This window comes from Marinobacter sp. ES-1, assembly GCF_000475255.1.
Taxonomy (GTDB): Bacteria; Pseudomonadota; Gammaproteobacteria; order Pseudomonadales; family Oleiphilaceae; genus Marinobacter; species Marinobacter vinifirmus.
This window is the reverse complement of record NZ_AXBV01000025.1, coordinates 1-24,861: the sequence shown is the minus strand read 5'-3', so window position 1 is coordinate 24,861 and position 24,861 is coordinate 1. Positions and strand designations below refer to the sequence as shown.

At 52.9% G+C, this 24,861-nt stretch carries 34 protein-coding genes; 10 read left to right on the top strand and 24 right to left on the bottom strand.

The window, feature by feature from the left end:
* Window positions 1–6 precede the first annotated feature (6 nt).
* The 7 genes from Q668_RS02020 to Q668_RS01990 all read right to left on the bottom strand — a co-directional run bounded on the left by Q668_RS02020 (window position 7) and on the right by Q668_RS01990 (window position 5,136).
* On the bottom strand, window positions 7–1,719 hold the full coding sequence (locus Q668_RS02020) for a diguanylate cyclase (protein WP_022987921.1): 1,713 nt from the start codon (window positions 1,717–1,719) through the stop codon (window positions 7–9).
* Window positions 1,720–1,913: 194 nt separating this feature from the next.
* A complete protein-coding gene (locus Q668_RS02015) occupies window positions 1,914–2,345 on the bottom strand; it encodes a DUF3010 family protein (protein WP_022987920.1) in 432 nt (143 codons plus the stop codon).
* Window positions 2,346–2,369: 24 nt separating this feature from the next.
* A complete protein-coding gene (locus tag Q668_RS02010; RefSeq protein WP_022987919.1) occupies window positions 2,370–3,320 on the bottom strand; it encodes an adenosine deaminase in 951 nt (316 codons plus the stop codon).
* Window positions 3,321–3,348: 28 nt separating this feature from the next.
* Complete coding sequence (locus Q668_RS02005; RefSeq protein ID WP_022987918.1) at window positions 3,349–3,729, bottom strand: DUF2750 domain-containing protein; 381 nt, start codon at window positions 3,727–3,729, stop codon at window positions 3,349–3,351.
* Window positions 3,730–3,824: 95 nt separating this feature from the next.
* The gene (locus tag Q668_RS02000; RefSeq protein ID WP_022987917.1) at window positions 3,825–4,115 is read right to left on the bottom strand and encodes a type VI secretion system PAAR protein; all 291 of its coding nucleotides are present in this window, start codon (window positions 4,113–4,115) and stop codon (window positions 3,825–3,827) included.
* A gap of 115 nt (window positions 4,116–4,230) precedes the next feature.
* Window positions 4,231–4,686: a GatB/YqeY domain-containing protein gene (locus Q668_RS01995; RefSeq protein ID WP_022987916.1), complete on the bottom strand. Its 456-nt coding sequence runs from the start codon at window positions 4,684–4,686 to the stop codon at window positions 4,231–4,233.
* Between the two features lie 105 nt (window positions 4,687–4,791).
* Window positions 4,792–5,136, bottom strand: a complete 345-nt coding sequence (locus Q668_RS01990) for a PBPRA1643 family SWIM/SEC-C metal-binding motif protein (RefSeq protein WP_022987915.1) — start codon at window positions 5,134–5,136, stop codon at window positions 4,792–4,794.
* 227 nt (window positions 5,137–5,363) lie between these two features.
* Between Q668_RS01990 and Q668_RS01985 the strand changes: the two genes are divergently transcribed.
* Both Q668_RS01985 and Q668_RS01980 read left to right on the top strand, forming a co-directional pair.
* Window positions 5,364–5,861 carry a DUF2780 domain-containing protein gene (locus Q668_RS01985; protein ID WP_022987914.1) on the top strand — a complete coding sequence of 166 codons (498 nt, stop codon included), beginning with the start codon at window positions 5,364–5,366 and terminating at the stop codon, window positions 5,859–5,861.
* 269 nt (window positions 5,862–6,130) lie between these two features.
* Complete coding sequence (locus tag Q668_RS01980) at window positions 6,131–6,337, top strand: cold-shock protein (protein ID WP_022987913.1); 207 nt, start codon at window positions 6,131–6,133, stop codon at window positions 6,335–6,337.
* Between the two features lie 107 nt (window positions 6,338–6,444).
* On the opposite strand, the gene Q668_RS17255 is transcribed toward Q668_RS01980, so the two are convergent.
* Window positions 6,445–6,606, bottom strand: coding sequence for a hypothetical protein (locus tag Q668_RS17255; RefSeq protein ID WP_022987912.1), 162 nt, complete (start codon window positions 6,604–6,606; stop codon window positions 6,445–6,447).
* Window positions 6,607–6,748: 142 nt separating this feature from the next.
* Here Q668_RS17255 and Q668_RS01970 point away from each other — a divergent pair, with 142 nt between their 5' ends.
* On the top strand, window positions 6,749–7,351 hold the full coding sequence (locus tag Q668_RS01970) for a DUF938 domain-containing protein (protein ID WP_022987911.1): 603 nt from the start codon (window positions 6,749–6,751) through the stop codon (window positions 7,349–7,351).
* A gap of 3 nt (window positions 7,352–7,354) precedes the next feature.
* Here the strand turns inward: Q668_RS01970 and Q668_RS01965 are convergent, their stop codons facing one another.
* Both Q668_RS01965 and Q668_RS01960 read right to left on the bottom strand, forming a co-directional pair.
* On the bottom strand, window positions 7,355–7,747 hold the full coding sequence (locus tag Q668_RS01965; protein ID WP_022987910.1) for a hypothetical protein: 393 nt from the start codon (window positions 7,745–7,747) through the stop codon (window positions 7,355–7,357).
* A 65-nt stretch (window positions 7,748–7,812) separates the two neighbouring features.
* Window positions 7,813–9,576: a DEAD/DEAH box helicase gene (locus Q668_RS01960; RefSeq protein ID WP_022987909.1), complete on the bottom strand. Its 1,764-nt coding sequence runs from the start codon at window positions 9,574–9,576 to the stop codon at window positions 7,813–7,815.
* Window positions 9,577–9,755: 179 nt separating this feature from the next.
* Here Q668_RS01960 and Q668_RS01955 point away from each other — a divergent pair, with 179 nt between their 5' ends.
* Window positions 9,756–10,034 carry a YebG family protein gene (locus Q668_RS01955; protein ID WP_022987908.1) on the top strand — a complete coding sequence of 93 codons (279 nt, stop codon included), beginning with the start codon at window positions 9,756–9,758 and terminating at the stop codon, window positions 10,032–10,034.
* A 36-nt stretch (window positions 10,035–10,070) separates the two neighbouring features.
* Here Q668_RS01955 and Q668_RS01950 read toward each other — a convergent pair whose 3' ends face one another.
* Both Q668_RS01950 and Q668_RS01945 read right to left on the bottom strand, forming a co-directional pair.
* Entirely contained in the window at window positions 10,071–10,553 is a 483-nt protein-coding gene (locus Q668_RS01950) for an FKBP-type peptidyl-prolyl cis-trans isomerase (RefSeq protein ID WP_022987907.1), read from the bottom strand.
* A 45-nt stretch (window positions 10,554–10,598) separates the two neighbouring features.
* The gene (locus Q668_RS01945; RefSeq protein WP_022987906.1) at window positions 10,599–11,006 is read right to left on the bottom strand and encodes a glutaredoxin family protein; all 408 of its coding nucleotides are present in this window, start codon (window positions 11,004–11,006) and stop codon (window positions 10,599–10,601) included.
* Between the two features lie 136 nt (window positions 11,007–11,142).
* Between Q668_RS01945 and Q668_RS01940 the strand changes: the two genes are divergently transcribed.
* Complete coding sequence (locus Q668_RS01940; protein ID WP_022987905.1) at window positions 11,143–11,790, top strand: NAD(P)H-binding protein; 648 nt, start codon at window positions 11,143–11,145, stop codon at window positions 11,788–11,790.
* A gap of 211 nt (window positions 11,791–12,001) precedes the next feature.
* Here the strand turns inward: Q668_RS01940 and Q668_RS01935 are convergent, their stop codons facing one another.
* On the bottom strand, window positions 12,002–12,205 hold the full coding sequence (locus tag Q668_RS01935) for a hypothetical protein (RefSeq protein WP_022987904.1): 204 nt from the start codon (window positions 12,203–12,205) through the stop codon (window positions 12,002–12,004).
* A gap of 138 nt (window positions 12,206–12,343) precedes the next feature.
* On the bottom strand, window positions 12,344–13,267 hold the full coding sequence (locus tag Q668_RS01930; RefSeq protein ID WP_022987903.1) for an alpha/beta hydrolase: 924 nt from the start codon (window positions 13,265–13,267) through the stop codon (window positions 12,344–12,346).
* 103 nt (window positions 13,268–13,370) lie between these two features.
* Between Q668_RS01930 and Q668_RS01925 the strand changes: the two genes are divergently transcribed.
* A complete protein-coding gene (locus Q668_RS01925; protein WP_022987902.1) occupies window positions 13,371–13,922 on the top strand; it encodes a TetR/AcrR family transcriptional regulator in 552 nt (183 codons plus the stop codon).
* A gap of 666 nt (window positions 13,923–14,588) precedes the next feature.
* Here the strand turns inward: Q668_RS01925 and Q668_RS16740 are convergent.
* Genes Q668_RS16740 through trxC form a run of 3 tightly spaced genes read right to left on the bottom strand, consistent with a single transcriptional unit; the run spans window position 14,589 to window position 15,660 of the window.
* Window positions 14,589–14,855: a DksA/TraR family C4-type zinc finger protein gene (locus Q668_RS16740; protein WP_022987901.1), complete on the bottom strand. Its 267-nt coding sequence runs from the start codon at window positions 14,853–14,855 to the stop codon at window positions 14,589–14,591.
* A 34-nt stretch (window positions 14,856–14,889) separates the two neighbouring features.
* Complete coding sequence (locus tag Q668_RS01915; protein WP_022987900.1) at window positions 14,890–15,192, bottom strand: hypothetical protein; 303 nt, start codon at window positions 15,190–15,192, stop codon at window positions 14,890–14,892.
* 27 nt (window positions 15,193–15,219) lie between these two features.
* Entirely contained in the window at window positions 15,220–15,660 is a 441-nt protein-coding gene (gene trxC / locus Q668_RS01910; protein ID WP_022987899.1) for a thioredoxin TrxC, read from the bottom strand.
* A 555-nt stretch (window positions 15,661–16,215) separates the two neighbouring features.
* On the opposite strand from trxC, the gene Q668_RS01905 reads away from it, so the two are divergent.
* A complete protein-coding gene (locus Q668_RS01905; protein ID WP_022987898.1) occupies window positions 16,216–17,124 on the top strand; it encodes a bestrophin family protein in 909 nt (302 codons plus the stop codon).
* 11 nt (window positions 17,125–17,135) lie between these two features.
* Here the strand turns inward: Q668_RS01905 and Q668_RS01900 are convergent, their stop codons facing one another.
* Both Q668_RS01900 and Q668_RS01895 read right to left on the bottom strand, forming a co-directional pair.
* Window positions 17,136–17,513 carry a thiol-disulfide oxidoreductase DCC family protein gene (locus tag Q668_RS01900; protein ID WP_022987897.1) on the bottom strand — a complete coding sequence of 126 codons (378 nt, stop codon included), beginning with the start codon at window positions 17,511–17,513 and terminating at the stop codon, window positions 17,136–17,138.
* Window positions 17,514–17,719: 206 nt separating this feature from the next.
* Window positions 17,720–18,190, bottom strand: coding sequence for a hypothetical protein (locus tag Q668_RS01895; protein WP_227498257.1), 471 nt, complete (start codon window positions 18,188–18,190; stop codon window positions 17,720–17,722).
* A 264-nt stretch (window positions 18,191–18,454) separates the two neighbouring features.
* On the opposite strand from Q668_RS01895, the gene Q668_RS01890 reads away from it, so the two are divergent.
* Both Q668_RS01890 and Q668_RS01885 read left to right on the top strand, forming a co-directional pair.
* Entirely contained in the window at window positions 18,455–18,742 is a 288-nt protein-coding gene (locus tag Q668_RS01890) for a type II toxin-antitoxin system ParD family antitoxin (protein WP_022987895.1), read from the top strand.
* 5 nt (window positions 18,743–18,747) lie between these two features.
* Window positions 18,748–19,083 carry a type II toxin-antitoxin system RelE/ParE family toxin gene (locus Q668_RS01885; protein WP_022987894.1) on the top strand — a complete coding sequence of 112 codons (336 nt, stop codon included), beginning with the start codon at window positions 18,748–18,750 and terminating at the stop codon, window positions 19,081–19,083.
* A 66-nt stretch (window positions 19,084–19,149) separates the two neighbouring features.
* On the opposite strand, the gene Q668_RS01880 is transcribed toward Q668_RS01885, so the two are convergent.
* A complete protein-coding gene (locus Q668_RS01880; RefSeq protein WP_036218912.1) occupies window positions 19,150–19,551 on the bottom strand; it encodes a metallophosphoesterase family protein in 402 nt (133 codons plus the stop codon).
* Between the two features lie 397 nt (window positions 19,552–19,948).
* Here Q668_RS01880 and Q668_RS17385 point away from each other — a divergent pair, with 397 nt between their 5' ends.
* Window positions 19,949–20,125 carry a hypothetical protein gene (locus Q668_RS17385; protein ID WP_022987892.1) on the top strand — a complete coding sequence of 59 codons (177 nt, stop codon included), beginning with the start codon at window positions 19,949–19,951 and terminating at the stop codon, window positions 20,123–20,125.
* A 111-nt stretch (window positions 20,126–20,236) separates the two neighbouring features.
* On the opposite strand, the gene Q668_RS17050 is transcribed toward Q668_RS17385, so the two are convergent.
* The 4 genes from Q668_RS17050 to Q668_RS01860 form a co-directional block, all read right to left on the bottom strand.
* Complete coding sequence (locus Q668_RS17050; protein ID WP_152521756.1) at window positions 20,237–21,094, bottom strand: hypothetical protein; 858 nt, start codon at window positions 21,092–21,094, stop codon at window positions 20,237–20,239.
* Window positions 21,081–22,766, bottom strand: coding sequence for an AAA family ATPase (locus Q668_RS16735; RefSeq protein ID WP_081697542.1), 1,686 nt, complete (start codon window positions 22,764–22,766; stop codon window positions 21,081–21,083). Before Q668_RS16735 ends, Q668_RS17050 begins: the two co-directional genes overlap by 14 nt.
* Before the next feature lie 223 nt (window positions 22,767–22,989).
* Window positions 22,990–23,580, bottom strand: a complete 591-nt coding sequence (locus Q668_RS01865) for a Swt1 family HEPN domain-containing protein (protein ID WP_022987889.1) — start codon at window positions 23,578–23,580, stop codon at window positions 22,990–22,992.
* Window positions 23,573–24,223, bottom strand: coding sequence for a DUF5343 domain-containing protein (locus Q668_RS01860; RefSeq protein ID WP_022987888.1), 651 nt, complete (start codon window positions 24,221–24,223; stop codon window positions 23,573–23,575). The genes Q668_RS01865 and Q668_RS01860 overlap by 8 nt, the downstream gene beginning before the upstream one ends.
* Between the last annotated feature and the right edge of the window lie 638 nt (window positions 24,224–24,861).

The window sequence follows — 24,861 nt, the reverse complement described above, 5'->3', positions numbered from 1 at the left end:
TATTTTTTATGTTGTTATTGTCAGGGCATCGGACTGATAGCAACAGACCCGATTTCTACCTTGCTCCTTAGCCTTGTAAAGTGCTTTATCTGCTCGATCTACGGCGCATTCGACCGATTCCACCAGCGCATTCACTTCTGCAATTCCCAAACTTACGGTGACCTGAATCACCTCACCACCTTCAACGACGACGGTCTCGCCCGCAACCGCTTCACGTATCCTCTCAGCGCAACGTCGAGCTTCCGCGAGGTCGGCATCAGGTAGAAGAAGCACAAATTCCTCACCACCAAAACGCGCCACCAGATCACGGGACCGACTGTGCTTCTTAAAAATAGCCGAAATCTTCGTCAGCACCTGATCCCCTATACTGTGACCATGAGTATCGTTAACGGCTTTGAAGAAGTCGACATCGACAGCAATCACCGACAACGGCTCCCCAGTCGACTTTGCTTTCTCTAGCAGATACCCCGCTTCGGCCAGGAAGTAGCGGCGATTATAGAGTCGCGTCAACGGGTCAGTAGCTGCCTGCTTCTTCAGTTCATCTTGCCTGGATCGAACATCCTCCAAAATCTTTATCCGGTACGAAATAATAAACGCCAGCGTGAGCGCCTCCAGCACAATGCCTATACCAACGCCATGACTGCTGATATAACCCGGTTCAATCAACCCCTTGTAGTAAAGCACCGCAAAGCCGTTGAAAACCACGAAGAACGTGTGGCCAACGAGAAAGAATTTCACCAACGGATGGCCTTTGCGAAACAGTGAAATACTGACCGAGAAAGTTACCACCATCATCAATGCTGCCAGACTGCTGGCGGGCTTCAACGCTGCCGAAATATCAAAAATCCCATAGGCAAAGGTAACAGCCAGCAACGCCAACATAACCTGCAGGAAACGGTGCTCCGTAGGGTAGTGCTGCCGGGTCTCGAATATGGCCATCATAAATAGCAGCAGAAAAACCGGCATGGTGATCAGCGACAGATTCAATATGAAGACTGAATCGCCGTATGCGGAGAAGGATTTGGCAATCAAGCCGTACGATAAGGCGATCCACACCAACCCCGAGATAAGGTACAGCGAATAGAGAATGTTCTCTTTCTTGCTGGTAGCGAAGTACAAAAGGCCGTTATAAAACACCAGAGCAATCATCATTCCGACCAACAGGGCAATATCCAGATGACCGCCTACCAGAGCCCGACGGGAATGCTCGTCATCGAATATCTCCAGAGAAAACCACTGGTGTGAATAGACATGACTACGAACATAGAGCACCGTGGTTTCTCCTGACGGCACTCGAAAAGGGTAAACAACGGTACCCTGATACATCAGGGGAGCATCGGAGGCATTGTTGAGGTCTATCGAGGCGCGGTCAGTCAGTGTATGCGAGCGCTCTTCATAGATATCAATAGCACGCACATGATACGCCTTGGGGAGGTGCAGGAAGAGCTCACGCTCCTGCTCTGCGGCGTTGAATACCGCAACCCGGTACCAGGTTACCGTCGCCTTTGTTCCTAATGTGGTTGTACTGGTTGTTGGCTGGAAGGGTTGTTGGCGCACCGACGAAAAGTCCAGCGACCGGGAGTCATCCGTAAAGTACTCTACGGTGAAATCCGTCAAACGTACCTCGGCCTGGGCAATGTCCAACGTTGGCATTGCATGCACGACAATGCTCACCATCCATAGAACCAGGAAATACAAAGCAGCACGGAACGATACCATCGGTGGAGTCCTTATGCCCACGGAAAGCCGGAAGTGTAGCCGCCATACTCACAAAATGGAAAGTCGCTACCCATAATGCTGCTATCCATAAAGCGGCTGAATGTCTCGAGCCTCTTTAGCGTTGCCCTTTGCCGGGCTTGGGTGGGTAGTTTTGCCATGCCACCTCCAGAGACTACTTTCCGAATGATTGCCGGCTACTTGGTCATATGCCCGACATAGGCGGCGACAAAGGCGGTTTCCTGAAAGGCCTTCAAGCCGGTTTCAGCAAACGGAATGGGTAACGGGTTCGAAGCCAGTGTGGATTTAATCAGGGAAGACGGCAGCAACCGGACTTCCGGCTCGTTTCCGGCCATCAGTTGAATGGTCGCCTCCAGCTTGAAGCTGATGGCCCCGCCGGCGAACTTGCCCTTGGGCATCCGTTCCTTGATTGCCACACAACCAACCTCGTGTTCAGCCATCAGGCCCGCGAATTCAACCTGAAACTGTTTCAGGTCTTCGCGAGTATGGTTTTTGCGCAGCGACAGCTTGCGAACCTTACACTCCGGCAGGCTGAATTGCCCGCGGTCGAGATTCAGCAAACACACCACCGCATCGCTGCCGGTCAGTTCAACGCCACATACAATCATTTTAGTTTCCTTAACCTGTCGCTGTTAAACCAGCCGGGCATTCATGCTGTTGAGGGCGAGCCGCCGGGCCTGGTCTTCTGTCATACCCAGGCTGTCCCGCAGCGCGGTGAAGTTCTCCAGCACATAGCCACCGAAATACGCCGGGTCATCCGAGTTCACGGTCACATTCAAACCGCATTCCAGCAGCTCAAGAATGTTGTGCTGCGCCATATCCGGAAACACGCACAACTTTATGTTAGACAGCGGGCAAACCGTTAACGGAACCTGCTCGTCCGCCAGCCTGTCGAGCAAGTCGGGATCTTCGGCCGCACGAACGCCGTGGTCAATCCGGTTGACCTTGAGCAGGTCCAGAGCCTGCCAGATATACTCCGGCGGCCCTTCCTCGCCGGCATGGGCAACCGCCAGAAAGCCCTCGGCCCGGGCCTTGGCAAACACCCGCTCGAACTTGCTGGGCGGATGCCCCTTCTCGGAGCTGTCCAGCCCTACGGCAAAGAACTGATCCCGAAAAGGCATGGCCTGCTGCAAGGTCTGAAAGGCTTCCTCTTCCGACAGATGGCGAAGAAAGCTCAGAATCAGCCCACCGGCTATTCCCAGCTGTGCACGGCCGTCACGCAGTGCGGTGCTGATGCCTGTGATGGCGGCTTCGAAGGGAATACCACGTTCGGTATGGGTTTGCGGATCAAAGAAAGGCTCAACGTGCACCACGCCCTGGGCATGGCATTTCTGCAGATAGGCCCAGGTAAGGTCATAGAAATCCTGCTCCGTGCGCAGAACGTTCGCACCCTGATAATACAGGTCCAGGAATTCCTGAAGGTTGTTGAAAGAATAAGCCTGCCGCAGTGCCTCTACATCGGCCCACGGCAGTTCAATATTGTTGCGCCGGGCAAGTGCAAACATCAGTTCCGGTTCAAGGGCACCCTCAAGGTGCAGGTGCAGCTCTGCTTTCGGCAAGGCTGTGAGCCAGGCATCATCCATAGTGATCTCCGGAGATTCAGGGAGGTGATCAGAACGCCATGAGTTCTTGCAGGTCCCGCTTGAGCTCATCCGGGGAGGTAATCCACAGCTCGCCCTGCCCACCGGGGAAGACGCCCACGTCCAGGCCATCGCGACTCAGGCCGGTTACCCACTTCCGGAAGAAATCCGGCAAGGAAACCGCTTTGGGAGAGAGATCGCCGGAGTCTTTGGCGTAGTCAGCAGCAAATTCTGAACCAGGCCAGACCGGCAGGTAAGCCACGCCCTCTTCGTCGGAAACAATTTTCAGAAACTGGTTATCAGCATTGACCAGAATCCAGATTTCCCGCTCTTCAACAACGGCATCCAGGAAGTAATCGTATCGCTCCTCGCCGTCCATCTCGAGAATCTGCGCCAAGGGGTTATCGCTCATGAAGGCTCCATAAAATAACGCCACCGCCTGAAACGGCGGTGCTAAAACCGAAGCCTATCATGAATTCTGCCGAGGCAGCCCTGCTTACCCGGGAGTTAACTCCCGATCACCACGCTGCCGCTGCCGATGGTTACACCACCGCAAGACACGGCGCTGCCGGTGACGGCCGCCGGGATACCATTAATCAGCACAGTAGCAGAACCCGCCGCTACGGCGCGGGGATGAGGCGGATGCTTGGGCTTGGAGTGCGGTGCCAGGGGATCGCCCACACGGGCGACAGGCTTACCATCAACCAGAACATCGGGGGAACCGGCAATCACCGGGGTGGGCGGAAACCCTTCATGGTCTGTGCCCAGGTCGCCCAACAAAACCACATTCTTACTCATTCCTTTGCTCCTTCAATCCGTGACGGAGAGTGTCCATAATTTTCTGACCTCACGGGTACCGTTGCAGTACCCGTGAAGCTGCAATGCTAAACACAAATTCGGCAATAACCAAGCCTTAACCGGCCAGCGCAGCCCGCACCATCTTGCTCAGCTGTCCCATATCCACCCGACCGGTTACCTGGGGGCGCAACTCGTTCATTACATTGCCCATGTCCTGCATGCCCTTGGCACCAGTGGAGCTGATGGCCGCACGAATCAAACTTTCAAGCTCTTCTTCGCTGAGAGCAGCGGGCATGAACTCTTCAATAATGGCCATTTCTGCCCGTTCTTTGTCCGCCAGCTCACCACGACCCGCTTCCTCATACTGGCTGGCCGCATCACGGCGCTGCTTGAGCATTTTATCCAGCACTTTCAGAACGTCGTCGTCGCCAAGCTCACGGCGCTCGTCAATCTCGATCTGCTTCACCGCCGCCTGGGCCATGCGCAGTGTAACAAGCCGGTCCTTCTCCTTGTTGCGCATGGCATCTTTTACAGCGTTGCCAAGCTGTTCTTTTAGAGATGATTCCGCCATGGTGAGCTCCTGTTCTGTCAGTTGTGGAAGGCGCACATAATATCAAAGAACCGGCGACAAGCGGCGTATCGAACGCTTCCCGGCTGCTTTGATTAGTGGCCGCTATCAGCCACAGCACTTTTTGAATTTTTTGCCACTGCCACAACTGCAGGGATCATTCCTGGACGGTGCTTTCGTTGTGGTAATGGTTTCAACCTTGTTCAAGAGTACGGTCAGCTCAGCGATGGACTCAACTGCGCCGTCACGGGCATCCACCGTGATATTCGCAAAAAGACCAGCCTCGGCCACCAGGGCTTCAACTTCTTGCTTCCGCGCCTCACTGGTGACAACCAGTGTTAACGGGTACTTCTTGCTGCCACTTTTCTGACTGGCCTTGGTTTTGAAGCCGCCATATGTAGTGTGATGCTGACGTGCGTCCTGCCGGCCCTTGTAGAAAAATTTGTCTGACATGCTGACATCCTGAGAAATGGAAAAGTGCCCGGTGCCACCAGGAGTGCTGGCGACGGCTGGCCGACGACGTTTTAGCATGCTTGCTGCATTGGTGATATAGGCAGAAGCAGAAATCAGCAGGCCGACAAAAACGGGGCTGTCTCGGTTTCCCGAACTTTTATTAAGTTGTAGTCGCCCCCATATTGGTTAGCATCATGCTATTGCCCACCCACCATCAGGACACCCTTATGAGCGCAATTCTCAAACAGTTTCTTCTTGTTTCAAGCATCTACCTGCTGGCCCCAGCCGCTAGTGCCTTCAGCCTGAACGATGCTCTCGCCACCGGCACACAAGCACTTTCGTCCACAACGGAAGTCACTGGCGAAGCCCAGCAATTGGTGGGCCAGCTCCAGAATGACCTTGGTGTAACCAAGACCCAGGCCGTTGGCGGCACCGGAGCCCTGTTGCAGCTTGCACAGAATCAGCTGGGTACAGACGCCATGAGCAGTCTGACCAGCGAAGCTTCCGGCCTGTCCAGCCTGCTGGGCGGCGGTGGCGGGCTGGGTGAAAGCCTGCTGTCCAACGTGACTTCTATGGACGGTGTTCAGACCGCATTCTCGGCCCTTGGCATGGACGCAGGCATGATCCAGCAGTTTGTGCCGATTGTGATGGGATTCCTGGGTAACCAGGGAGTGGGCTCGTCGTTGCTGGGACAGCTGCAAAGCTTATGGGCACCAGCGCCGTAAGCTGAGTTCTGCCGGGGGTGCTCTGAACACCCCCGGATATAACTACTTACTCGTTTTTAAAAAATTTCCTATCTAATGCCCATTAATTAGCGTACTGTCTCTCTTGTTGGAAAGATTTAGCAAAGCATTTCACGAATCAGACCTTTTGTGTTGCAAAACCTCTTGTCCTGTTTTTGATCCTGCCAGTTTTTTATTTCCCGCATACCGCTGACCAAGGGTCACAACGATCTATCGGCAGCAACTTATTGATTAAAATCAGGATAATTATTATGTCTACTATTAAAGGCAACGTTAAGTTCTTCAACGAAGCAAAAGGTTTTGGCTTTATTACTCGTGAAGGCGGTGCAGACGTATTCGTTCACTACAGCTCTATTCAGGGTGGCGGATTCAAGACTCTGGCCGAAGGCCAGGAAGTTGAATTCACAGTGACCGACGGCCAGAAAGGCCCGCAGGCAGAGAACGTTATTGGTCTGTAATTAACAGATAATATACGTAATGAAAAAAGGCAGCCTCGGCTGCCTTTTTTATTGATCCTACCCGGAAAACAGTAACGTTACGGCTTGCTCGGGTTATTGCCGGATCATCAATTGCTCTTCAGGTTAATCTGCTTAGGGCCAGCAGTGGTCAGCTGCCCACTCTTACCTTTTCCCACATGTTCAACACGCCCGCCAGACTTCAAAAAGGCCGCTGTCTGCGCCTCAATCTCGGCGGAAGTCAAAGTCGATTTTACGGCTTTCTTGCTCATTATATTATCCACGTTAAGTCTTGGCATATTCGCCGGGTTCGCAAGCGCAGTATAACTGAAACAGGAAATAATTGCTGAGATACTGACTTATACACCAACGTGTTATAAAGTTTTCAGACCCTGCGCAGAAAAACTGGATTCGATGACCACTAACCTGCCCTACTCCCAGGCTTGTGAGAACAACAAAGCCCCCATCCTCGAGAAACTCCGAGAGATCTTTAATACGGCGGGGAAAGTACTGGAGGTGGGCACAGGCACCGGACAGCACGCGGTGCATTTCGCGACGACGATGCCTCACCTGCAGTGGCAACCGACCGATCATCCGGACGCTGTGGACAGTTGTCGCGCCCGCCTTGAGCAAGCCGCGCTGCCCAACATCCTGCCGGTGATTGAACTGGACGTAGGTGCGGCTCCCTGGCCCGTCGAAACCTTCACCTGGGCGTTTTCCGCAAACACCGCCCACATCATGGCGTGGACTGAAGTCGGACAGATGTTTCGCGGTATTGGCGAGCGCCTGCCCGAGGGCGGCGCCTTTTGCCTGTATGGGCCTTTTAACAATCAGGGCCGGTATACCAGTGAAAGCAACCGACAGTTTGATCAATACCTGAAAGCCCGCGCGCCCCACATGGGCATCCGGGACCTGGAAGATCTGAGGGCCCTTGCGGAATCGGTGGGTCTCACTCTGGCGGAGAACCATGCCATGCCGGCAAACAACCAATTGCTGGTGTTCAGGCGACTATCTTGAGTGTCAGTTACGTTCCTTCAAGACCCCGTAAATGCTGCGAATAGCGGGATCCTCTGGCGCGCCAGATTCAATTACATCTTCCAGAAGTTCCAGAACCCGCTTTTCATCATTACTTCGGAAACTCGGCCAGAACACATAGGGAACAACATCCGGATTCCGGATATAGAAAAGTGCGGCTTCTTCCGGCTTGGCAGTATCGCCCCGAAGGCCTACGGTAAACCGCTGCCCCTCGCTGTCCACAAGAATAACGACCAGCGACTTTTCCGACTCCACTTGCCGAACCTCACCAACGGTGACCGGAGCCTCAAGGCCAGGTACGGAAGTGATGTAATACTGAACACCGACAAACCCCAGAAGGACAACTAACAGCACCGACAGGGCGATTGATTTCATCATGGACACAGCCTGAAAAGGTCGACTTGGATCTCTGAGAGATTTAAACGCAGGCCAGTATAACCGCCTCACGCCTCATTCGCTTTCCGATACTGCCCCTGATAATCAAACACCCGCTCCTGTACCTGCCAGTAGTGCTTGTGCTTGCGGGCAATCACGAAATCAGGCGATGGTAACAAGACCTGACTCTCAAACACTTCATCCATACTGCCGAACGTTTTCGGAGCCTGGCCATTGGCAACCCTTCTGCCAAAAAGTTTGTTGAACACGGTACGCTGGGCCGGCTTTGTGAAGTCGAACGACTCCTTCAACTCTTCCCCATCTTCGCCATGGTAAGTCAGCCGCAGCCTGGAACCTTCAGCACTTAATGAAATCCCGGCGCAACGAATCACCATGGCATCCTTGAGTCTCAGGGCATCCCGTAGCTGATCATCCGGGTCGATAATGGCCTGCTGGCAGTGCCCACAGTTACGGGCGGCTATATCATTCTCTCCGCCGCAGTGGGGGCACTCCTTGAAGCGGAAACGGTAATCGCACTGCTGGGCGCACGCTCCATCCCCGTCCGCAGGCTCCAGCAGCCCCTGACAACGGCGGCCGTAATGCTCGATCACCCGGCCATCACGGTCGGTTTTGCCCCAGAAGATGTTGGCAAAGCCACAGCCGGGGCAGAACACCTGCACTGGCTCACTGTCGGGATTGGGTTTTGGCTCGCCCACTTCCGGATGATGCAGGTTTACATGATTACCGGCGTAATCAATTACCAGGCAATCCTGCTTGCCTTCGTCCAGGCGAAGACCGCGACCCACCATCTGCTGGTACAGGCTGACCGACTGGGTTGGCCGAAGAATGGCGATCAAATCCACATGGGGCGCATCAAAGCCGGTCGTGAGCACAGACACGTTTACCAGGTACTTCAACTGCCGCTGTTTGAATTGCTGAATCAGCAAATCCCGATCTTTCAGATCGGTGCCACCGGTCACCAGGGCGGTTTCACGCTCCGGCAGATAGCCGGTAATCTCCCGCGCATGCTCCACCGTCGCCGCAAAGATCATCACGCCCTTGCGCTCAGCGGCCATGTCCACCACCTGTTCGATGATGGCGCGGGTCACCCGCTTGTGCTTGCTCAGCAGCTGGTTGACGTCCTTCTCGGCATACTCGCCAAAGCGGTCCTGCGTGAGGGCGGAGAAATCGTATTGCGCCACCGCCGCGTTAACCAGCTCGGGCTTTGTCAGATAGCCCCTATTAATCATGTAGCTTAACGGCAGCTCGTAAATGCAATGCTGGAAGGGCTTGTCCTGATCTTCACCGGAGCCGCGCACAAAGCCCCGGTAGTGATAGCGATAAATCCAGCCCATGGCCAGGCGATAAGGCGTGGCGGTAAGCCCGAGGACTTTCAGGGAATCGTTCTGCTGCCGCAGCAGCTCGATGATACGTTGATACTGGCTGGTTTCCTCACCGCTGACCCGATGGCACTCATCGATAATGACCAGCGAATATTCATCCCGGAACTGCTCCAGGTTCGCCGCGACCGACTGCACACTGGCAAAAGTCACCTGATGCCGGTTTTCCTTGCGCTTCAGCCCGGCCGAGAAAATGCCGCCCGTTAAACCATAGCTCTCATACTTGGCGTGATTCTGCTCCACCAGTTCCTTTACGTGGGTCAGCACCAGAATCTTTCGCCGGGCAAGCCGGGCCAGCTCGGCAATGACCAGACTCTTCCCGGCGCCGGTGGGCAACACAATGACCGCAGACTCATCCGATCTGCGGAAGTGGTCAAGCGTGGCGTCGACGGCTTCCTGTTGGTAGGGGCGGAGTTTGAAAGGCAAGGTCATGGTCGAGCATCAGATCGTTTGGAGATGGGCAAGGCGAACATAGTAACAAAAACGATGGCCGTCACCCGCGCACGGGCATCGCCGCCCAGAATACTGTATGAATATACAGAATTTATGTTAAGCTGCCCACTTATCAACGGTCTTACCAACCATCATTACCCCGGAGGCGATGGCATACCATGGGCGTAAAAGCACTTTATTATTCCGAGAGGGACGGACTGGACATGGCACTGAAAAACCCGGACAAAATGCTGTTTTCGTCCAAAGCTGAAGCCGATGCCCGGGACAAAATCCTCGAACTTTCCGAAGAGGTCGCCGCCTTCCTGCAACGCAAGGTCAGCGGGCTGTCAGAGGAACTGGCCGAACAATGCGCACTGGCCGTTGCGGAAGAAAAAGAACTGTTCAGCCGGGCACTGAAAAAGCCGGAACTATTGAACGAAGCCGCCGCAGCCGAGTAAAACCCGACCCGGCGTTTCCGTGACCATCAGCCTTAGTTAATGATGATGCCCGCCCGGGCCATGAACGTGGCCATGGGCAATCTCGTCAGCATCCGCTGCACGTACCTCGATAATCTCGATATCAAAGGTGAGGGTTTTGCCGGCCATCGGGTGGTTGGTATCCACATCCGCGAACTTGAGCCCGACCTTGGCGACGACCACATGGCGCCGGCCATGCTCTGTTTGCACCTGGGCGACCATGCCCGGTTTCCAGTGCTTTGCACCTATCAGATGCTTGACCGGTACGCGCTGAATGGCGTCTGGCCTGCGAGCGCCATAGGCCTGGTCCGGTGACACCGTTACACTGAAGGTATCACCTGCCTCGCGCCCTTCCAGAGCCTCTTCCAGCCCCCGGATAATACCGCCGTGGCCATGCAGGTAGGCGTTCGGCTCTCCGCCACGGGAATTTTCAACTTCATTGCCCTGCTCATCTCTCACGATGTAGTGAAACAGGACCACTTGATTCTTTTCGATTGGCATAGCGTTCTCTGCAATGATTAAAGGCACTCATTAAATGACCTGAACTCAGGCCCGGCTTTCAACGCCCGGCTCGAATCGCTCCTGCAGCCAGGCCTTGATGTCATCAGATTCGTAAAGCCACTGCTCACTGCCATCCTCCTGACAAATCTTCAGGCAAGGCACTTTGACCTGACCACCGCCAGCCTCCAGCGCGGCACGATGCTGCGGGTCGTGCTGGGCATCGCGGGTTTCAATGTTCAGCCCCAGCCGGGCGATTTCCTTACGCACCTTGATGCAGAATGGGCAAGCTTTGAACTGGTAAAGGGCAAGGCTTTTGCTGGCCTCGTCAACGCTGGCTTGCTGTTCAGCACTGCGAGTTACACCCTTGGGTGTGCTGAGCTTTTCGCTGAGCAGCATGAACGGCGTCAGGACAAGACGCAGGGCGCGGAAAAAATAACGAATAATGATTCTCATGGGTAACACTCAGATTCCGGATTAAAGGTAACCTACCGGGTGCCGGCACTTTGGCTTGATTTGCGAACTATAAATTCGGGGGAGAGGATACCATTTCCCCGGTTGACCCGGTAATGCCCACTGAAAGGAGTTCCCGATGAAGCTGATGATCCTTGGCGCAACCGGCGCCGTCGGCAGCCAGGTGCTGAACCAGGCAAGTAAAGATAGCTGGTTTGAAACCATCGTGGCGCCCACTCGCCGGCCGCTGGCGACCCCGGGGCAAGTCCATAACCCGGTCACTCCGTTCGATTTGCCGCTGCCGCCAGCCGACTGGTGGGCAGTCGATGCCGTTATCTGCTGCCTAGGCACCACGCTCAAACAAGCCGGCTCAAAACAAGCCTTCTACCGTGTTGATCACGACCTGGTGATCGCCTGTGCCGAACAGGCCAGGGCAGCGGGGGCCAGGGTGTTTGTGCTGAATTCGTCGCTCGGAGCGAACGAGAAAAGCCGGAGTTTTTATCTCCAAACTAAGGGCGAGGTGGAATCAGCCGTGGCCCGGATGGGCTTTGAGCGCGTGGTACTGGCAAGGCCGTCGCTGATCGACGCTGAACGAGAAGAAAGCCGGCCCGCCGAAAAACTGGGGTTGATGGCCAGCCGCCTGCTGGCACCCGTTATCCCGAAGCGCTATCGCCCGGTCAGAGCCGACACCATCGCTGCCGCGCTTTTGCGCGAAGTCACGGGGGAGCCTGGCGTGAGTTACCTGGATAACTCTGCCATGACTTTGATGTCAAAAGATCATCCATGATCACTGGCCCGCACATCACAAAAGCCCATTTGAGCAGAACGAAAGTTTCCCAGGATGACTGTCGCTCTGGCACTGCCGGGGCAGCCCCTCATCCTGCCAAGTAAACCGGGATTGCCAACTACGTTACACACAAAAGCTGTGGATAACTTTGTTGGGAACCTCGGGTTAACCACCTCTAAGCCTTGAGCAGCAAGGGTTCGCGGAAACTGGTTCAAAAATGGGCTATGCGGGGATGATCAATGCCGTGCTTTATGAAAACATCGGCAACGGCCTGCGCTCGGGCATCCGGATTGGCTTTGAGAAGGTTGCCGATTTCGATGGCACAGGCTTGCTCTTTTGGGTCGGTGTTTTGCTTGCTGCGCCAGATCAGGAAAGCGACGATGGCGGCGAACAGTCCGATGATCAAAAACTCCATGGCGTAGCACCTTACGGTAGAGCCAATAAGTACAAGGCTGAACGACAGCCCCATAAAGCGACTCCCGGATGAGAAATATGAGCGCTGAGCAGAAGCTTCCGTGCGATCTATTGCGGCACAGAGCTGGTTAAGCTTGAATCAGGTTACCTTCAAACTCTCCAGGAAATCCAGCTCACAGCGGATGACTTCGCTAAACACGGGCTCAAAGTAGGGTTCAAAATGATTGGCTTTCACCGTTGCCACCCTGATGTGGGGGTTATTCGCCCTGCGGACAGACGACTCGACAAAGGGGGCAACCGTATCTTCGGTCGCTCCCAGCAACAAGGTCGGTACTCTCAAATTTTTCAGTAGCTTGAACGGGCGGTAGGGGCCCATGGTCATCAACGAACGGGCAGCAACACGATTATCGTACTTGCGCCCGATACTGTCTTCGGCAATTTTCATTGCCTTGCTCGCATCATCCCGGTCCATTGAAGAAAAGGCTCCGGGTTCACTCAAAACCGGTATGTAGAAAGGTCGGCCTGGTTTGATCATATCGACCAGACTGCAGAGAGCGAACTGCATCAAACGCAACAGTGGCACTGCTCGTACCGCCGCCATGCCATCCAGCATAGGAACCTGAGCGATGACCCCCGCCAGCTCAGGGTGATCAGCGGCCAGCTCTACGGCGTGGCCACCGCCGAATGACGAGCCCCAAACCACGATTCGAGCAAGATCAACGCCCGGTTGGGACTTCAGAAACGCCAGGGCCGCATCGGCGTCCCACATGCGCTGGCGGGCAGAAATGGTCTGCCGCGGCAGCCCCGCGCTATCCCCCCACCCCCGATAGTCGAAGGTCATGACCAGATATCCGGCCCGGGTGAACTCTTCGTAGAATGAAACCGTCAGTGCGTCCTGAATACCACCCCAGCCATGAAGCATCAGGATAGCTGGCGTGGATTTGCGGCTGGCACCCACAGGCCAGTGGAGTGTGGCTGCGCACCAGACACCCCTGGAATAAAAGCCGGTTCGCTCACTCTCGCACGTAAGATCTTTGGGGCTGTATCTCAGTGTTTCCATCATCGTCCTCTCCGGGTAGACTCATCTTGTATGGCGTTCAAGATGCAATCCTACCAATCTTGAATACCGCTCAAGAATGTCTCGAGAGACCTCAGGAGCTGGCGCATTGGCCAAGAACAAACGCAACATCGACCTGGACGTAAAAAAGAAAGAACTGGAAGAGACAGCGGCACGGCTGTTCATGGAAGACGGCTTCGAAGCCACGTCCATGAACCGTATAAGCCGCGCACTGGGAGTGGCGCCCAATACCCTCTACTGGTACTACGCAAGCAAGGATGAACTTCTGGTCGGGGTGCTCAACCGGCTGTTATCAGACACCCTGAAACAGATCCCATCGGTTACAGGCAAGCCCCTCAAGGAGCAGATGGGCTGGGCTTTACAGCAGTTTGAGCAAAGCCGTGCCCTTATGACCACAGTGCACAGCAGGCTGAACCAGTCACCCGTAATTCATGACTGGCATGAGCAGTTTCACAGCTTTGTAGAAACCCTGGTGGTCCGTTCACTGAAAGCCAACGGGATCGGCGATCAGCGGGCCGGCACATTGGCGACCATGGCGATCTTTCTCATCGAAGGGTTACTCGCGCATCCCCACAGTGAAAAGCAGCGCACCGATATTCTGGAATGGTTTGCCCAACACACAGCGGCGGATCAGGAATGATGCCAGTTACAGTGATGCCCTAGTCAAAGAACACGGGGAAACTCGACAGCGGTCACGTCCGCCACAACCCGCCAACCGAGATGAGTAGGCTCCCTCCGGATTCAATCGACTATTGAGGGCACTCGCTAGCCGAAAGCCCCCAGATACCAACCTGAAAAGAGAAACGGAAAGATTAGAGCCAACACCTACGATCAACGCTAAATCGGTCAACTGCTCCTCAATCATGAATAGCCTCTCTCAAGATTTCGCCCATGCGCTCCCCGACCATTCCCCAATACCGTCAACAACGCCGCCAAACACTACTCACAAAATCAGGCCCACTATTAACAATACCGTAAAGCAAACGTACAAAAACACCGGAGGCAGCACCGCCCATAAAATCAGTCGAACAGGCAATTGCGTTGATATATCACCAATTTTCGCCGCTGATCGATTGAGCCGGCTTGAGGGGGAAGACCGAAGCACGAGAAACGAAAACACATAGCCACTTCTCATTAATCGGCCCAAGGGATCGTTACCCCAGATTTTTCTGTGTTCCAGTGCAGAGGTGCCGGGGCGTGAAATTTTCTCCTCGATTATCGACACTCGCGAAAACGCCAAGGTGAGAATTACGAATAGTGAAACCAATCCCAAACCAAGAGCGCCAGCCCGAGGCCGTCATTGTACTCACCTTAGCTGGCTATCCTTGCTGCCCCGCCGATTAAAACCGCGTGAAGTCGATTGCTGCTTCTCAAGCGCGGACTGGCAGGCAATGCAAAGCCGCACACCCGGAATGGCCTTGCGGCGAGCTTCAGGAATCGCCCGGTCACACTCCTCACAATAGCGCGCACTCTCACCACCACCAAGCTGGCTCCGTGCCCGCTGCACTTCGTCGTCAACACTCGCGTCTATCTGATCCTGAACTGCGCCATCCCGTGACCAACCACCAGCCATAGCGTTCTCCGATCAACAAATGAGTAGATCAAGCCTAGGGAACCAGAGGGTAAGCCGCCCTCACCTGCCCCATCACAATCCGGGCATCTTCCGGCTTCAAGCCATGCTTTCGCAACTGCGGCATCACCATCGCGCCCACAGCCTTACACCGAGATTGATCAATGCCGTACTTTTGGAACACATCGGCAATGGCCTGCGGTTGGGCATCCGGATTGGTTTTTAGCAGCTTGCCAATGTCGATGGCACAGGCCTGCTCTTCAGGGGCGGTGTTCTGTTTACTACGCCAGATCAGGACAGCCACGATGGCAGCGAAAACACCGATGATCAGAAACTTCATACTACGACACCTTTGTCCCGGTTTTTCCTAGCGAATACCCTGCGATTGCAGCCACTGACTGATCTGGGCCTGATTCATGGCGCCACTCTGGCGCGCCACCTCCCGGCCGTTCTGGAACAGAATCAGGGTCGGTATGCTGCGAATCGCAAACTGACCGGCCGGCCCGGGGGCTTGTTCCGTATTCAGCTTGGCAAAACGCACTTTCCCGCGCCAGGCCTTCGCGGCCTGCTCGAACTGGGGCGCCATCATTTTGCACGGGCCACACCAGCTGGCCCAGAAATCCACTAACACGGGCAGATCGCTGCGCCCGGTATGGGTAGCAAAGCTCTGCTCCGTTAGCTCCAGAACCTGATCCGGCCAAAGCGGTTGTTTGCAGGCGCCACAGTTGCCGCCGGAAGACAACTTGTCGGCCGGTACGCGATTCACTTTGTGGCAATGGGGACATACCAGGTGTCGAATGTCAGTCATGATGAACAGGCCTCTGATTGGCTGATGGTAGAAATAATCAGGGCAGGAGAAGAGAAATCAAGCGGCACGAAAAATCGCATCTCACGAACACGCATCAACCGCTTTCCGCTACTATCAAAGTAAGTCGGTGTCAGAGGCTCAACCGCCATGGGACTGTCGATAAAACAGTCGGAATTTACAGCCCCGGCGCCAGGCGGTCTCAATGTGTTTCGGTTTTCCGAAGTTTATTTATAGGAATGCGCCCCAATCTATTAGGTTGCATTTCAAATAAACCATCAGAGGGAATCTTGATGACACAGATTATCGAACAGTTTCTCGAAGTTTCGAGCACTTACCTGCTATCACCCTGCGACAGTGACTGCTGCCACAAATCCGCCGCCTGATCTGGTTGCCCCTGAAACCACAGGGTAATGCCAGGCAACGGCCAGAGTGCTGCCCCCCTCGTTTAAAAAAGCTTACCCCCTTATGTAACGAGTGGGTTCTCCGTAAAAAGGCATAGGAATCACAGCGGCCAACCCTCAGGCAAGGCCACCATCAACCCCAGGAGTGTTAACCGTGATTGTTCGCGAACGCCCCGGGCCACTCCGGCTGATGCTGGCCTGGAAAGGGTCTGTTGTCCCCCACATTCTGCCGCACATTCTGCTTACGGGAATGTTTGCAGCCGCGGTTACCTGGGTTTCGCGCCACCACTACCTCGACGGCATGGTCGGCTACACACTTCTGCCGTTCACGATCATGGGCATCGCCCTGTCCATCTTTTTAAGCGTGCGCAACACCGCCACCTACGACCGCTGGTGGGAAGCCAGAAAACACTGGGGGCATATGGTGTACGAATTTCGCAGCCTGGCGCGGACTGGCACCATTTACCTGAGCCCGGAGCGACGCCGGGAGCTTCTGACCCGATGCCTCGCTCACGCTCACCTGCTGCGCGGCCAGTTGCGGGGAGAAGATGTACGGTCTGATCTGCCCGGGTCACTGGCACCCGAACTCATTGACCAGGCCCTGAGCACACGCAACCCCGCCGCCTTCATCCTGCACCGGGCCGGAGACGTACTCGCCGAAGCCCACAAGGCGGGCGATTTGGATTCTGTAGCAACCGCGGCCTTAGACCAGCACCTTCATGGCCTCGCGGGCATTCAGGCGGCCTCGGAACGCATTGCCCTCACCCCGTTGCCCTTTGCCTACACCCTGCTGGCTCACCGCACGGCGTATGTGTTCTGCTACCTGCTCCCGTTCGGTCTGGTAGGCGTCGCAGGCTGGTTTACGCCGGTGTTCACCGCCATCGTGGCCTACACGTTTTTCGGGCTGGATCGCCTGTCTGAACAGCTTGAGTTTCCCTTTGGCCGACACACCAACGACCTGCCGCTGGATGCCATCTGCCGCATTCATGAAATCAGTGTTGCCGAAGCCCTGGGCGACCCGGCACCCGAACCGCTGCAGCCGGTCAAATACCAGTTGCAGTAAGGGCCCGGTGGTTACAACGGCATGCGCCCGGTTCGCTCCAGCCGCTCGCTCACCCATTTGTGATACAGCTTTGCCAGCGCTGGCCGAATTACCGGCAAACCAATCAGCCAGGCAAGCGGTTTCAGTAGCCAGACTCGCGACATCAACAGGATATAGGCATCCAGTTCCCGGTGGATGTTGCCCTGGCCATCTTCCACATGGAGCTCCTGAAGCGCGGCTTGCGGGTCTATACCGCGTTCCTTCAACTCCTCATCACGGCCGGTGATATCCACCCACTCCACCGATTCGCCGGTCCTGCCCGCGAGTCGTTCATAGAGCCTGCGATCCTTTACACAGCTCGGGCAGGCGCCATCGTAGAACACGCGAAGCTGATCGCCTGGTGCCGTCATCGCTATCCCCCCTGTTTGCCTCGCATTCATCTAACTACACGATAAAGCACTGCGTGGCTCCCGTTAACCCTTCGGATCTCAGGCATAACCCGCCAGAGGCTGTACCATCGCCCTGAAATTCCAGGCCCGTTTCGATCATTGTCTGGCTCACATGCTTTTTGTTCGTGAGTCTCAGATAGCTCATTGCTAATGGATGACGCCTCTATTCAGCCAGCAAACATCAGCACCACACCAAGCCCGTAGAGCACCAGGAATTCGGTCCAGAGACGGCTCAATGATGGCAAGGTCGGCGCCAGAAGCAGAAGTGCCAGGAGCCCGATCAGCAGCCCGTTCTGCATCATGTTCGGCACCGAGGCCGCCGCGTGTTCCAGATTTGCACGACGGTAGACCATATCGGCAATAGCCAGGAAAAAGGTCTGTACCGCGATGCCCCCGAGAGCATTACTGACAGCCAACTCCGGGTGCCCACGATAGGCTGCTGTTACCGAGAGCACCGAACCACTGAGGGACGTCGCTGCTCCCAGAAGCACGGCTCCAGCGGTTGCCTCACCCAGCCCGGTCCGGTCGGCGAGCTGGTCGACCACCCGTGTGATGCGTGTGCCCGCAATCGCAATGACCAGCGCACAGACGCTGAAAACCACGATGCTCTGTGACAGCGTCCAGCTGTCCAGATCCATGATCGGCACTGTCATCCTCCTGTTGCCTCTGAAGCCTACCGCGCAACCAACGCGAAACGCGCGTCAGCGGACCGTGCGCGTGGCCGGGTAGATAAGCGCTGCTTTAGTGAAACAAGCCCGCTTCGCGCCCATAGTGGCGAGATCCAGTGCCACCGTACAACCCTTGGCTGGGGTTTCCCACCGGTACCACCGTTATCCCATCCCTAGACAGCAAACCCATGCATTGGCATATTATGCCAATGCAACGCTGACAGGATGACTCTCATGGCGACGAGAAACATAGTGCTCACGGACCATCAATCCCAGGTAGTCGATCACCTGGTTGCCTCGGGCCGTTATCAAAATGCGAGTGAGGTACTTAGAGCCGGCCTGAGAATGGTCGAAGAAGCCGAGTCCCGATACGTCACGAAAATGAATGACCTCAAAGGCGCCATCGATGCGGGCCAGGAAGACCTGGAGACTGGCAGAACCAGAACCTTCACGGGTGACGAGTTCGCTACGTACCTTTCTGAACGTGCAGAGCGAGCCATCAGGAAAAAACGGGATACCTGATTACGATGAAACCATGGAAGGTTATTCTCACGGACGCTGCTCTAGCGGATCTCGACGATATTCTCGAGACCACCCTTGAAGAATTCGGCACACTGCAGTTGAAACGATATACCGAGCAAATCGAGAGGGCGATCAGGGAACTTGAAGAAGCCGGAAACCTAGCACCACTCCTGAAACACAGGTCAGACATTCGGACCGGGGTCGCTATCTATCCGCTTGCAAGGAAGGGCAAACCCTCACCCCATAATTTTTATCTTAGGATGGAAGAAGATACGCACAATCAGTCCGTTATCATTCTTCGGGTTTTGCATCAAAGGATGGATCCGGAAGGGTACCTCTGACCACCGAACTATCTGATTGCTGCTAGCCAGAAGAATTAATAAGTCTGTCCCGGTTACGGTATCGGATTAAACCGGCAGTTCGATAATCTCACCAACCACGCCGTGTTCACTAACCTCCAACCGCCCTACCGTGATCGGCAGCTTGAAACGCCGAGGCCCGGCACCGCCGGGATTGAAATACAGCACATCGCCAACCCATTCATTACGGGGTTTATGGGAATGGCCGGCGATCACCACGCGGTAACGACCTTGCGGATCGAATTCTAGGGTTTTGACATCGTGAAGTATGTAAAAGGCGTGCCCGAGAAATTCCAGATCCTGAACATCAGGAAGCGTCGCTGCACGGCCTGCTGTATCGATATTGCCACGAATGGCAATCAGAGGAGCGATGGCCTCCAGTACTTCCAGAGCCTCCAGGGCTTCGGGGCGCATTTTGCTGTGGGTGTCTGCGATTACCCCGATTTGTATGTTTACGCCTCGTTCCGTCTCTCAGTCGACCTGCCTGGCCCGTGCACGTGGCCAGGCAGATAAGCGTTGCTATAGTAAAACAAGCCCGTCCCACTCCCATAGTGGCGATATCCAGTGCAAACGTACAACCCATGGCAGGAGTTTCCCGTGCCCACATACACCGTCACGGTTGCGAATCTGTCTCTGACGCCGCAGCAGAAATCACAGATCGCGGAGGCCATCACAGCGGCCCACAGCGCTCAAACCGCCGCTCCCCGGTTCTTTCTTTGCCCAGGTTGTGTTTTCGGCGGCCACCGAGGGCGATCACTTTGTGGGTGGCAGAGCGAATACCGCACCTCAGGTGTATGTGCACGGCCTAGTGCGGGAGGGCAGAAGCACTTAGATCAAACAGGCCCTGATGAGCCAGACGCTTGAACAAATCGCCCAAATAGTGGACGTCACAGCTGAAGATGTCTGGATTTATCTGCAGGACATTCAGGCCACCCAGATGGTCGAGTTTGGGCGGCTTTTGTCAGCATCGGGCGATGAAGCTTGGTGGGCAAAGGGATTGCCTTCTGCAAATCAAACAACCTAAATAATAGATCTGTACTAGTTCTCAAAGCGGCGGCTGAAAGCAATCCGCATTATGCTCCTTACTCATGGCAAGGTTGCCATGAAATTCGATATTTTCAAGTCTGTCACAAGCTCATCCTCTATTGCGGTTTATAACCGCCGCCAACTGATCTAAACGATTATGGTCTTTCATTAATCCAGTATAGAATATAGAAAGCCAATTATTTGGCGTATCATGGTCCTTATCCATATAATTTCTGTATTTCTCAAGAACAACTTTCAAATCAGCACCTTTGAAATCTTGCACGGACAACGGGAGAAGCAAACCCAGCTTATCATGAGGACGCTGACTTAAATCACTCCAATATTTTTCAAACCAACCTTGAGTTGCTTCGTTTTGAATTACTTCTTCAAGATGGAACTTTAAAATATCAATATTAGGATGCTTTTTATCTATAACTTCTATAGAAATTCTAGGTGCATAAAACTCTCCTTCAAACACAGATTGATACAATCGGTCTGTCAGAAAATCATCATAATATGGATGAATTACTCTTGCAGGAGATGCTGTGCCTTTAACAGCAGTCCCCCTTAACGAATTACAATTACAAGCTGGAACAAGATTTTTTGAAAAAAATGAGTACTCTGGGTAGTCATCTTTGGGAAGATAGTGATCTAAAGTACCATTACCGAAACCCCCACACATTGGGCAAAGGGTCGGTGATAAACTTCGACGATACTGTTTTATAAATTGCAAGCGACCTTTCGGAGGAGAGCCATAGTGAGTTCTTAATGCCTTCTTAAGATCGCCACTAATCGGCAATGGAACTATATTCCAAGGGTTTCCTCCGCTTTTATTATATAAATTGTATTGACTACGAAACTGAACATATTCATCCATCAAGCTTGGATAGCTCCCCAGACCTTCATTATTAGCTAGAAGCTGTAGCTCTTTAATATCATCAACAGCAGGAGGATCAATTCTCTTCATTATCTTCCTCCACGTTCAGCTTCCTTCGCAAGTACATCAAGACATCAGCGGACAGCTCCGATTCTAGCTCTCTTAACAATGAATTCCTAGCTTCAGGATTTTGTGGAAATCGATCTAGTATATCTTCAACTAACCCATTAGTAATTTCATCCTCAAAAACAAAATAAGAGATGGTTCCAACATCTGCACCAAATGTTTTAAGCCTAGGGTTTTGGATACTTACGCGACCATCGCCGTCGCCTTTAAATACCAGAACTTGGGTTCTAGGGACCTCTCGAACGAAATACGCAGAGTGTGTGGCAATAACAGCAACAGAGCCAGTGGATTTTAGTAATCGATCAAGGATTCGGACAAACTCTGATATAAAATTTGGGTGAAGGTGTGTTTCCGGTTCATCTAGTAGAACGAGGGTTCCATTTTCAACGAACAAACATGCTTGAACAACAAACTGAATAAATGACAATTGTCCACTGCTGAGAGGAAAAATGTCACCTTCTATGTAAATCGATGGGTTAGCATTGCTTACGACAGCACCTTGTACTTCTAATTTAGCCTGCTCTCCTCCACGGTTTAGCTTCAAAAGCGGCACGTAAAGTTTACCGTTGACTCTTAAAACATGATCAGCCGCAACTGAAATATCCTTTCTCAAAGGTATGACGACATTCCTAACATTAGAAAAAAATTGTATACTATCTTCAAACAATTTCCAGCGGTCGTTATTGCCAATAAGTTCCTCAGACCGAGCAAGCTGAACGCAGAGATCACAGAACCCCCTTGAGGCCTTTGCACTCGCACTCCTATTGAGCATTAATCGTCGATACTTAATTCTTTTGTTCTTGCGCTCAGGCGGGAAAGTATTGACTGTTTCCCCCGGCGTAGCAATGGCAAGCAAGCGGCTCACCATGGGCCTACCGTAGTTAGGATCAGAAAAACGCTGATCTCCTTTAACCAAAGACTTCGCTATTGTGTGGAGAGCTTGGCTTTTACCTAGACCATTTCGTCCAATTAGCACACTGATTCTTTTCGGCAGGATACTCTTAGTATCAAACCTCAAATTTAGATTGTGATTTTCTGGGAACCCTGCAAGATCATATGAAAGCTTAAGCTCAGTAGAAATTCTAGAAAAGCTTTCTCCCTCCAAACCATCAAGAAGTGTATCTGCATTATGGAACGCGAAAAAACGATCAGAGTCTCTCATGAAAGCTAAACTAAATACTTCCGTTTTTACTGCAGCATCGACGAGTTTAGTTCGTTTTGGAAAGCGCCGACAGGCAACCAAATCGTTTAAAGCTAGGAGAAGACTGTTTGCCTCTTCAGCTCCATGTTCATTTACAAAGTATCTATAATTCTTCATTCCTCCCTGTAGTGTAAAAAAATCAGGTAATTCGCTCGCCTCGAGCAATTCGACTTGATTTGATACCTGACCACTATCATCGACATTTTCATTACCTGACGTGAACCCGAGAAATACGCGGCCTTCTATTTCCCTTCGTCCGTCTCCAAAATAAATAATATATCGGTAGCTACACCTATATCTAAAATCATTCCAGCTATCATTCACTGGCGAAAAAATTATCGCCGGACACTTAACATCTGGAAACTTTATAGCATTCCCGCAAAAGTAGATATTAAAATCAGCCCCAACACTTCTTTCTATTCGACCGTCTTCCATTCAGAAAATTCCAATATTACCCTAATATTTTTAACAATAATTACCGACGTCCATATATCAATGAGGCCGAATAATTTGCTTTCTTCATAGATACGCTTGCCAGCCCTTTATAAATCAATCAAAATCTAAACTCAAAGATATCATTGACAGCGCCGAGGGCATTAACGACCCTGTAATAGGCGCGAGTTTGCAAGCGCTCCAATTAACCCATTTTATATAAATTTTAAGACATCGTTCGAAACCAATCTTTAACGGTCAGATGGAGACGGTCCACTTCATCTTCCGTGACGGGGCAACAATGAGCTATAGGACCACGCAGCAAATTCAGACTTCCCATTACCCGCTCGACAGCTCTGCGGCTGTTAAATATTGTTCCAAATATATCCCAGTTCCCAGTGATAATTACGGACAGCTCGCCGAACGTTGTATAGTCAATTTCGTTGTCTGATCGCCGGCTAATCCCACTATCTACTTCTTTCTGAGCGCGACTTTTGACATCGTCTCTAATTCTTTGTGCAATTCTCTCAGAGCTCCACCAGTTTGAGCCTTCCGCGTCAAATAGAACATCGACAAGTAATTTTCTGATAGATGTTTCTAGACAGTAAAACAGCTCATAGTGCTGCGACATATTTGCTGCTTCAGCACGAACTGCCTGCTCAAATTGAGGGTAAAAACGAGCTTCGTCGACAGTTGACTCACGGGCGTGGTGTCCGAGTTCGATATTATATTCGTTCTCGATACTCCGTATCTCATCTGAAATCAGACAACCAGTCATTCCGAACGCCCTGATATGATTGACGGCCTTCTTATTCATTACTATCACTCAGCAGATTCTCTTTGAGACTCTTGAAAATTGCATTGAAAACAGCAATATCTGAGGTCGCAGGAAGGTTTAGATTTATCGTATAACCAAGGTTCAAACCAATGCCTTGGTTATTGGAGGGAGGCAGCTGAACTTGGTAGCTTGCCGCTGGCTGACCATTCTGCGATTCTAAGTCGTTCATCTGTACAGCTTCTTCACTCGTCTCTGAAGCTGAGAAGTCAGCAAAGGATTTTATGTTTTTTATGCAGCTCGCTGTATAAGTGACAGTTGAGGAGTCATGTTCTTGACCCGTCACTTCAATAATCAATCCTTTGAGTTTTGCTTCGCTCAACTCATGAACATACTCGTTTCGTCGATAGAGCTCTGCGTAACCGTGCTTAAGCATTGCTGCAGCCGCTTCACCGCGTGTGGCTGGGTTTCTGAATTTTCGGTAGATTGCCGTTGGTGTCCCGTCGGCGCCAGCCATACCTACTTTCTTCAGATATGCCGCCATTTGATTCCCGGAACCACTAGGAATCTTCAAGATCTCCTTGACGAAGTCCTGGCTAATTCGATCAGGTGTTGCGGCCTTAGCAATTCCATTTAGTGCTTTTGTCACGTTTCCTGGGGCAGTCACATAAGGCAGGTTAGCCACTATTCATTTCTCCTTTTCATTGTCCTACATGATAGGAAGTCATAACGCCAATATTAAGCAGCCGCCTTGCCGGAGCACCGCGACGGTCCGGTGGAGGGCCGGAATGGACTTCCCCCCAATAAAGTGACCTCACTCCATAGATCGAGCAAATCGGCGTAATGGGCTGCCAATGACATAGTTTTACCTTCGCTCGATACATTGGCCACCTCAAGATCACCAAACACCTCTACTATAGCCTCGACTTCCCTTTCCTGAAGTGCTACGCGAAACAAATCAGTCTCTTCTCCACCTTCGTGCTTCTCAGGCTTTTCAATCGGGCCTTGTCAATGATCGCCTTCAGCTTATTCGCGATCCTTGGATACGCGGGACGAACCACATCAATGGTTTCTTCTATCACTGATCTGCCAAGCACATTCGCCGCCTTTGCTAACTCTATATTCAAACTGGTTCATAGTGGGCACTTAACGCCCGGCTCACGCGCCGGCTTGGAGCCTCGAAGCGGCGGAAAACCGGTCGCCGTGCAGCCGATTGTTAGAACTACTTACTTCTACTTTTGCCTCCATTACTATCTTTGACGAACCGCACCGGAGGCGGTGGCGGAGGTGGTGGCGGCTTTTGCTTACTAATTCGAAATAAAG

Coding starts and splice junctions, on each gene's coding strand:
- Q668_RS02020 (WP_022987921.1), bottom strand. CDS start 1,719: ATGGTATCGTTCCGTGCTGCTTTGTATTTCCTGGTTCTATGGATGGTG.
- Q668_RS02015 (WP_022987920.1), bottom strand. CDS start 2,345: ATGATTGTATGTGGCGTTGAACTGACCGGCAGCGATGCGGTGGTGTGT.
- Q668_RS02010 (WP_022987919.1), bottom strand. CDS start 3,320: ATGGATGATGCCTGGCTCACAGCCTTGCCGAAAGCAGAGCTGCACCTG.
- Q668_RS02005 (WP_022987918.1), bottom strand. CDS start 3,729: ATGAGCGATAACCCCTTGGCGCAGATTCTCGAGATGGACGGCGAGGAG.
- Q668_RS02000 (WP_022987917.1), bottom strand. CDS start 4,115: ATGAGTAAGAATGTGGTTTTGTTGGGCGACCTGGGCACAGACCATGAA.
- Q668_RS01995 (WP_022987916.1), bottom strand. CDS start 4,686: ATGGCGGAATCATCTCTAAAAGAACAGCTTGGCAACGCTGTAAAAGAT.
- Q668_RS01990 (WP_022987915.1), bottom strand. CDS start 5,136: ATGTCAGACAAATTTTTCTACAAGGGCCGGCAGGACGCACGTCAGCAT.
- Q668_RS01985 (WP_022987914.1), top strand. CDS start 5,364: ATGAGCGCAATTCTCAAACAGTTTCTTCTTGTTTCAAGCATCTACCTG.
- Q668_RS01980 (WP_022987913.1), top strand. CDS start 6,131: ATGTCTACTATTAAAGGCAACGTTAAGTTCTTCAACGAAGCAAAAGGT.
- Q668_RS17255 (WP_022987912.1), bottom strand. CDS start 6,606: ATGAGCAAGAAAGCCGTAAAATCGACTTTGACTTCCGCCGAGATTGAG.
- Q668_RS01970 (WP_022987911.1), top strand. CDS start 6,749: ATGACCACTAACCTGCCCTACTCCCAGGCTTGTGAGAACAACAAAGCC.
- Q668_RS01965 (WP_022987910.1), bottom strand. CDS start 7,747: ATGATGAAATCAATCGCCCTGTCGGTGCTGTTAGTTGTCCTTCTGGGG.
- Q668_RS01960 (WP_022987909.1), bottom strand. CDS start 9,576: ATGACCTTGCCTTTCAAACTCCGCCCCTACCAACAGGAAGCCGTCGAC.
- Q668_RS01955 (WP_022987908.1), top strand. CDS start 9,756: ATGGGCGTAAAAGCACTTTATTATTCCGAGAGGGACGGACTGGACATG.
- Q668_RS01950 (WP_022987907.1), bottom strand. CDS start 10,553: ATGCCAATCGAAAAGAATCAAGTGGTCCTGTTTCACTACATCGTGAGA.
- Q668_RS01945 (WP_022987906.1), bottom strand. CDS start 11,006: ATGAGAATCATTATTCGTTATTTTTTCCGCGCCCTGCGTCTTGTCCTG.
- Q668_RS01940 (WP_022987905.1), top strand. CDS start 11,143: ATGAAGCTGATGATCCTTGGCGCAACCGGCGCCGTCGGCAGCCAGGTG.
- Q668_RS01935 (WP_022987904.1), bottom strand. CDS start 12,205: ATGGAGTTTTTGATCATCGGACTGTTCGCCGCCATCGTCGCTTTCCTG.
- Q668_RS01930 (WP_022987903.1), bottom strand. CDS start 13,267: ATGATGGAAACACTGAGATACAGCCCCAAAGATCTTACGTGCGAGAGT.
- Q668_RS16740 (WP_022987901.1), bottom strand. CDS start 14,855: ATGGCTGGTGGTTGGTCACGGGATGGCGCAGTTCAGGATCAGATAGAC.
- Q668_RS01915 (WP_022987900.1), bottom strand. CDS start 15,192: ATGAAGTTTCTGATCATCGGTGTTTTCGCTGCCATCGTGGCTGTCCTG.
- trxC (WP_022987899.1), bottom strand. CDS start 15,660: ATGACTGACATTCGACACCTGGTATGTCCCCATTGCCACAAAGTGAAT.
- Q668_RS01900 (WP_022987897.1), bottom strand. CDS start 17,513: ATGACGGCACCAGGCGATCAGCTTCGCGTGTTCTACGATGGCGCCTGC.
- Q668_RS01895 (WP_227498257.1), bottom strand. CDS start 18,190: ATGGATCTGGACAGCTGGACGCTGTCACAGAGCATCGTGGTTTTCAGC.
- Q668_RS01890 (WP_022987895.1), top strand. CDS start 18,455: ATGGCGACGAGAAACATAGTGCTCACGGACCATCAATCCCAGGTAGTC.
- Q668_RS01885 (WP_022987894.1), top strand. CDS start 18,748: ATGAAACCATGGAAGGTTATTCTCACGGACGCTGCTCTAGCGGATCTC.
- Q668_RS17385 (WP_022987892.1), top strand. CDS start 19,949: ATGAGCCAGACGCTTGAACAAATCGCCCAAATAGTGGACGTCACAGCT.
- Q668_RS17050 (WP_152521756.1), bottom strand. CDS start 21,094: ATGAAGAGAATTGATCCTCCTGCTGTTGATGATATTAAAGAGCTACAG.
- Q668_RS16735 (WP_081697542.1), bottom strand. CDS start 22,766: ATGGAAGACGGTCGAATAGAAAGAAGTGTTGGGGCTGATTTTAATATC.
- Q668_RS01865 (WP_022987889.1), bottom strand. CDS start 23,580: ATGAATAAGAAGGCCGTCAATCATATCAGGGCGTTCGGAATGACTGGT.